Annotated in this window: 4 protein-coding genes and 3 pseudogenes; 1 reads left to right on the top strand and 6 read right to left on the bottom strand. The window is 59.9% G+C overall.

The features are described 5' to 3' along the window. Window positions 1-163: 163 nt before the first annotated feature. From RFM40_RS33105 to RFM40_RS33095, 3 genes and pseudogenes are all read right to left on the bottom strand, one after another. Window positions 164-1125: pseudogene (locus tag RFM40_RS33105) on the bottom strand (IS66 family transposase); the annotation flags it as partial. A gap of 34 nt (window positions 1126-1159) precedes the next feature. Then, a complete protein-coding gene (gene tnpB / locus RFM40_RS33100; RefSeq protein WP_320279011.1) occupies window positions 1160-1513 on the bottom strand; it encodes an IS66 family insertion sequence element accessory protein TnpB in 354 nt (117 codons plus the stop codon). Further along, a complete protein-coding gene (locus RFM40_RS33095; RefSeq protein WP_320279012.1) occupies window positions 1510-1995 on the bottom strand; it encodes a transposase in 486 nt (161 codons plus the stop codon). Before RFM40_RS33095 ends, tnpB begins: the two co-directional genes overlap by 4 nt. Window positions 1996-2081: 86 nt before the next feature. Between RFM40_RS33095 and RFM40_RS33090 the strand changes: the two are divergent. Beyond that, window positions 2082-2209, top strand: a pseudogene (locus RFM40_RS33090) (IS5/IS1182 family transposase); the annotation flags it as partial. Between the two features lie 293 nt (window positions 2210-2502). Here RFM40_RS33090 and RFM40_RS33085 read toward each other — a convergent pair. From RFM40_RS33085 to RFM40_RS33075, 3 genes and pseudogenes are all read right to left on the bottom strand, one after another. Beyond that, on the bottom strand, window positions 2503-4047 hold the full coding sequence (locus RFM40_RS33085; protein ID WP_320279010.1) for a fumarate hydratase: 1545 nt from the start codon (window positions 4045-4047) through the stop codon (window positions 2503-2505). Between the two features lie 6 nt (window positions 4048-4053). Then, window positions 4054-5487, bottom strand: a complete 1434-nt coding sequence (locus tag RFM40_RS33080; protein ID WP_320279009.1) for an NAD-dependent succinate-semialdehyde dehydrogenase — start codon at window positions 5485-5487, stop codon at window positions 4054-4056. Between the two features lie 196 nt (window positions 5488-5683). Then, window positions 5684-5826, bottom strand: a pseudogene (locus RFM40_RS33075) (LysR family transcriptional regulator); the annotation flags it as partial.

The following is a 5826-nucleotide window of genomic DNA, read 5'->3' as shown; positions in this document are numbered from 1 at the left end:
GGAGGAATACGAACAGAAGCATTCAGGTGGACGACAGATGGAAAAGGCGGCATAGCTTAACGTGGGATGATGTCCGCGATTTTCCTTGTCTCAGCCTGGGGGTGCACTCCATCACTGTCCGGGATTTAGCGAAAAGGGTGTCCGGGATTTACCGAAACACGCATTGTGGATGCTCACCGCGTCGGTCGCTCGAGGCGTAATAGACCGCCGCCAGCGGCGCGGCACCGCCGAATGGCTGATCGTGGCGCGCATACGTCCAGATACGGCCTCTTGTGCATTTGCTCTTTGCCAGGACGCGGATCGTCGTGTCGTCACCAGGAAGGCGCTCGGCCGCGAACACATGAGCCTCGATGAGCTTGAAGATCGGCATGAGGGCAAAGGTTCCATAACCAACCTGATCGGCCAGTGTCGAGATCGGCATGTCGATGCCCTCGCACCTGAAGCGCATGCTCTGCCGGTTGAGCGGGATGTACATGCCGAACTTGTCGAAGAGGATGGTCGCCAGCAGCTGTGGGCCGATGAAGCCGCGCGGCGTGACATGGAATGGCGCCGGCGGCTGGGTGATCGCCTCGCAGTCCCGGCACGTAAATTTCTCCCGGACCGTTTCGATGACCTTGAGCGACGCGGGATCTCCTCCAGCGTTCCGGTCACGTCCTCACCCAACTTGGACAGCCGGGATCCGCCGCAGCAGGCGCAGGCGTCGGAGCATCGATGACGACGCGCTCGCGCTCGATATTCTCTGGGCAAGGTTTACGCACGGGCCGCTTGCGTGTGAAGGAACGCACGCTCTGGGTCTTCGCCGCCGCGGCGGCTGCGGCAAGCTCATCCTCGCTCGCCAACGTCGCGAGTTCTTCGAGTTCAATTCCAACTGCTCGATCAGCCGTGCCGTGCGCTCGGAGTGCTGCCCGTACAGTTCGCGTTTCAGCCTCTCAATGCGCAGCTCGAGATGCGCAATCAGCGCTCGTTGTCGGACAGCATGGCCTGCGCGTTGGCGGCTTCAGCCTGCCAGTTGGCAGCATCCGCGACAGCCACATCGCGTTCAGCCTGCAGCGCCTCACGCTCGGCCAGCAGCGCCACATAGGCGCTGGCAAGATCCGAGGGAAGATCAACCGGCTTCGAAGTCATGCGTCGATTGAATCACATTTCATTGTATTTTCAATTATAAAATGCTACCAAACCCGACTTTGGCGCCATGTTTCCCAGGATTTCGCCAGTCTATCCCAGACAGGATGTAACTCAGCTGTGCAGGAGATACTGTCACTACTCCGCCATCAACTGTCGGCCAGATGAATCGCCCGCGCTCGAGCCTTTTTGTGAACAGGCATGCTCCTTGGCCATCATGCCAGATGACCTTCAATAAATTTCCGCGTTTCCCCCTGAAGCAAAACAGGTTGCCCCCAAGGGGATTATGTTTGAGGACCTCCTGCACCCATAGTGCCAGCGATGGAAAGCCACATCTCATATCGGTGTAGCCTGTCGCCAACCACACACGCACGCCTTCTGTCGGGATCATCGCAGCATTTCCAGGCCCTGCAAGATCCGCATCAGGACACTTACGTCGACAGTGCGGTCAACAATCACACGCCGGCCGTTTGCACCGACGATTTCTATCCGGCCACTGCAAGACACCGCTTGGCTGGTAGCCGGCACTTCGGAGTGCGGTCGCGCAGGAGCCGGCTCTTCCGCCTCCACATCGTGCACGCTGTGACCGACCACACCCATGTCAATTAAGGCGATTGGTGGGGTCTCGGATCGGCCAGCCAATCTCCGTTCCTTGGCTTGCTTCATCCAGATGTGCAAGTTGTTCGCGTTCATGTCGTGACGCCGCGCGACAACCGCCATCGGATCACCGGACTCCTGCACCTCACCCACGATCGCCAGCTTCTGCTCGGCCGTCCATGAGCGGCGCGTTCGCCGTCGGCCCGCATCCGTCGGTAGCGCAAGAGCCGCGGGCGTGCTCGCTTCCCACCCTCGACGGCGGCTCCATGGCCAGATACTTCATTGCCAAGTGCCCCCTTAATCTAAGCGGACACTACCGCCACAAGGTACGCGTCAGTAGGCGGCCTTCAGGTATGCGTACGAAGAAATCAAGGATGGGCCTGTTCGTGCGCACGATCGGCATCGCGCGGGCCAGGATCAAGACCGGCATGGCCAACCTGCCTACAATCTCACCCGCTTCGTATGGCACCAGGGGCGAACTGCGCCCGCAGGACGGCGAAGACCGCTGACGCAACGCCGAAGTCAATCGGCCATTCACCTAGGCAAGGGGCGAAAACCTTGTCGTAGAGTCAGATGGGGCCAGCCGCGCCCGTTTGTGCGCCTTGCCGTTCAAAGCCGCGGTAAATCGATCTGTCCAATTGCATCTTGGTCCGAGGTGACTGCTCACAGGGCGCGTGCAGGCTGCGGGCATGCGCTCGGATCACGGCTCGCCTTAGGACGCACAGCCCCCTTTTGCTCCTTCGTCTGATAAGCGAGCCCGTGCGGATCGCTTGTCGGAAATAATCAAACGCCGATGTTGCGTGCGATGCTATCGGCAGCCATGCGCTTACGCCACTCAATCGGCCCGGAACTGTGAACTGAGTTCCCTTCGATATCGACAGCCATGATCACAGGCATGTCCTGGACCTCGAATTCAAAAATTGCTTCCATCCCGAGGTCTTCAAAGGCGACGAGGCGCGCCGCTTTGATCGACTTTGATATCAGATATGCAGCGCCGCCCACTGCGATCAGATAGGGCGCCTTGTGTCTGACGATCGATTCAATGGCGGTTGGCCCCCTCTCCGCCTTGCCGACTATCGCGAAAAGCCCGGTGTGCGTGAGCAATCTTTCCGTAAACCCATCCATGCGGCTGGAGGTTGTTGGGCCAGCCGGCCCGACGACTTCACCCCTCACGGGGCGGACGGGTCCGACGTAGTAGATCACGCGGCCGCGAAGATCGACCGGAAGCGGCTCGCCGGCATCGATCAGGTCGACCAATCGCTTATGGGCAGCGTCACGGCCCGTCAGCATCTTCCCGGATACAAGAAGGGTCTCCCCGCAGCGCCACGACGCTGTCTCTTGCTTTGTGAGCGCATCAAGGTTGACCCTCCGGAGGGCTGCAGCGTGCAAATCCTCAAGACCGATCTGGGGCCATTCGGAAAGGTCGGGCGGCTGGAGCTCTACTGGTCCTTTACCGTCCAATGTGAATGTCAAGTGCCTATTGGCAGCGCATTGCGGGATGAGTGCCACGGGCTTAGACGCCGCATGGGTTGGATGGGTGGCAACCTTGACATCAACGACGGTTGTCAGACCTCCGAGGCCTTGGGCACCGATCCCAAGAGCGTTAATGCGTTCATAAAGCTGAAGGCGTAGCGCCTCTTCCGCGTTCGATGGCCCCCTCGCGACAAGATCCGACATGTCGATGGGTTCGTTCATGGCCTCCTTGGCGAGCAGCATCGCCTTTTCGGCACTACCACCGATGCCAACGGAGATCAGCCCGGGTGGGCACCATCCGCTGCCAAGCGTCGAAACGGTGTCGACCACCCAGTCAGCGACAGACGCGCTGGGGTTGAGTGTAGTGAAACGCGCCTTGTTTTCTGACCCGCCGCCTTTCGCAGCAACGGTGATCTCGATCTGGTTGCCTTGCACAAGCTCGACGTGGACGACTGCTGGCGTGTTGTCTCGGGTGTTCAACCGTTGGCCAAGGACATCAGACACGATCGATGGTCGAAGCGGATTGTCCGGGTCGAGATATGCCCGACGGACGCCTTCATTTACAAGGTCTGAGAAACTGGCCTCGGACTTGATCCTAACTCCCATCCCGACCTTGGCGAAAACCACCACGAGACCAGTGTCCTGGCAGATCGGCCGGCGCCCAAATGCGGCCATACGAGAGTTCAGCAGAATCTGGCCGATGGCGTTCTTTGCCGACGGACTCCGTTCGCGCACGTATGCCTGCGAAAGAGACCGGATATAATCTGGAGGATGGTAGTACGAGATAAACTGAAGGGCGTCGGCCACGCTCCTTGTGATGTCCTTGCCGGCGATAGTCCGCGATCTATTTCCCACCGGATCTCACCCAAATGAATCGAGGCCGTTAACCATTTTCAGGTTCTGGAAGCTCCGCACCCCCTGCTCGCCCCCTTCGTATCCATAGCCGCTCTGTTTGATGCCTCCGTACGGCGCATCTGCCGAAACCCCTTTCAGGTAATTCACACTGACAGCGCCCGCCGAAAGACCAGCGATCAGCGCCCGTTTCGCGGTGGCAGCCCCGGTGAAGAAGTAGGCAGCCAGACCATACTCAGTGGCGTTGGCTTCTTCGATCGCCTCCTCGATCGTGTCGAACGGCGCCACGGTGAGGATCGGTCCGAAGGGCTCATCATGAAGCACTTTCGCATCCTTTGGCACCCCTGTCAGGATGGTTGGCGGCCAGTAAAAACCGGGCTGGTCGAGGCGGGCGCCACCGATTTCGATGCGGGCGCCGCGATCGACCGCATCCTGGATCAGACGCTGCATGGCCTCAATTCGGCGCGCGTTCGCCATAGGTCCCATCTTGGTCGCAGGGTCGTCCGGTGGACCGATCTTGATCCTTCGGGCGACTTCCCTCATTCGGGATAGGAATTCCTCATAGAGAGTCCGCGCGACGAGAATCCTGCTCGGGGCGTTGCAGCTCTGGCCCGCGCACTCGAACTTGTATTCCGATATCGCGGGGACCGCCTGTGCGAGATCCGCATCCTCGCACACAACGACGGGGGAGTGTCCACCGAGTTCAAGGACGCAGCGCTGCAAATTATTCGCGGCGAGCGTGGCCAGTTGTTTTCCAACCGCTGTGGAGCCCGTGAAAGTCAAGACCTTCACGATTGGGGAACTCAGGAGGTGCCGCGAAATATGGACCGGTACACCGAAGACGAGATTGACAACGCCATCCGGGATACCCGCTTGGCGCAAGGCCTCGACGATATGGACGGCGGCGCTTGGCGTCTCTTCCGCCCCTTTAAGAATCACCGGGCAGCCTGCTGCCAACGCAGGGGCGAGCTTGCGGGTGATGAGAACGGCGGGATAGTTCCAAGGCGTAAACGCAGCAATGACACCGAGCGGTTCCGGAACGATCATCTTGTTCGGGCCCAACGGAATCGGGGCCGACAGCTCTTCGACGTGGGTGCCGTTCCACTCCAGAGTTTCGACAGCGCGCGCGTACTCACCTGTCGCTTCGGCAATCGTCTTACCCTGTTCGGCCGACAGGTCCCTGGCTGCGGCTCCAGCCTTCTCTGCCAAAATCCTGGCGGTTTCTACGAGGATCTCGCCACGATCTCTGGCAGGTCGCGAAGACCAAGCCTTGCGGCTGCGCTCTGCCGAAGCGAGGGCCTCATCCAGATCCGACACCGTCGCCGAGGCCACTGACGCAAATACCTTCTCCGTAGCCGGATTGATCACCGGCAATGTGGCCCTGCTCTCACCGGCCCGCCATTTGCCGTTGATGAAGAGCTCGTAGCTTCTGGCGTCGGACATCGCGTGCTCCACTTGTGTGAATTTTTGCCATACGAGCGCCGTTCGATACCGAAACCGCTGAACTCGCTTGAGCCAGTTTCACCGCGATGGTCGCGGCGGGTCAAATATTGAATGTCGCCCAAGATCATCTCGAATCCAGAACGATACCGCTCACGCTGTTGCGAACAGCGATAAGACCGAAAGAACTGGGGAGTTCCTAAACTCGGTCGGGAACCGTGGCTGACCAGTGCTTACGCTCGATCAAGGTCTGCGCGACCCGGGGAATCAGCTTGCGGACCGCAGCGACGGCCGGAGAGCGCTCATCTTTGGGGTTGACGGCAAGCACAACGGAACGGGTAA

The sequence above is a fragment of the Mesorhizobium captivum genome (genome assembly GCF_033977165.1).
Lineage (GTDB): Bacteria > Pseudomonadota > Alphaproteobacteria > Rhizobiales > Rhizobiaceae > Mesorhizobium > Mesorhizobium captivum.
This window is presented reverse-complemented; position numbering and strand designations above follow the sequence as displayed.